Annotated in this window: 1 protein-coding gene; it reads left to right on the forward strand. The window is 68.4% G+C overall.

What is annotated here, in order from left to right:
• A partial coding sequence (locus EN804_RS34655; protein ID WP_135922307.1) for a GGDEF domain-containing protein occupies positions 1-390 on the forward strand: 390 nt, incomplete at its 5' end.
• Between the last annotated feature and the right edge of the window lie 53 nt (positions 391-443).

Below are 443 nucleotides of genomic sequence, written 5' to 3' on the forward strand. Positions count from 1 at the left end.
GTGCTGAAGCAGGTCGCGGCGACGCTGATCGAGCATGCGCGCGACAGCGATGTCGTGTCGCGCTACGGCGGCGAGGAATTCGCCTTGGTGATGCCGGGATGCTCGCTCGAGGAGGGCGCTGAGCGCGCCGAAACGCTACGCCAGGCGATCAAGAATCTGCATCTGGCGCATCGCGGCCGTACGCTGGGCACGGTCACGGCCTCGTTCGGCGTCGCGGCCTATCCTGAGCATGGCTCAGGCTGGGCCGAACTCACCAATGCCGCCGACCATGCGCAATACGATGCCAAGGCCGAGGGACGCGACCGCGTGGTCGTGGCCAGGAACACCCCGCCGGGCGAGCGTCCCGCGATCCAGCTGGTGCCGTCGAAGAAATCGGGCGCGCCGACGTAAAGGGCTGAGGCCGCCGGTAGCGCAGGGCTTACCGGGCTGCCCGCCAGTCGTAT

The sequence above is a fragment of the Mesorhizobium sp. M8A.F.Ca.ET.161.01.1.1 genome, from assembly GCF_004792105.1.
In the GTDB taxonomy this organism is placed as follows: domain Bacteria; phylum Pseudomonadota; class Alphaproteobacteria; order Rhizobiales; family Rhizobiaceae; genus Mesorhizobium.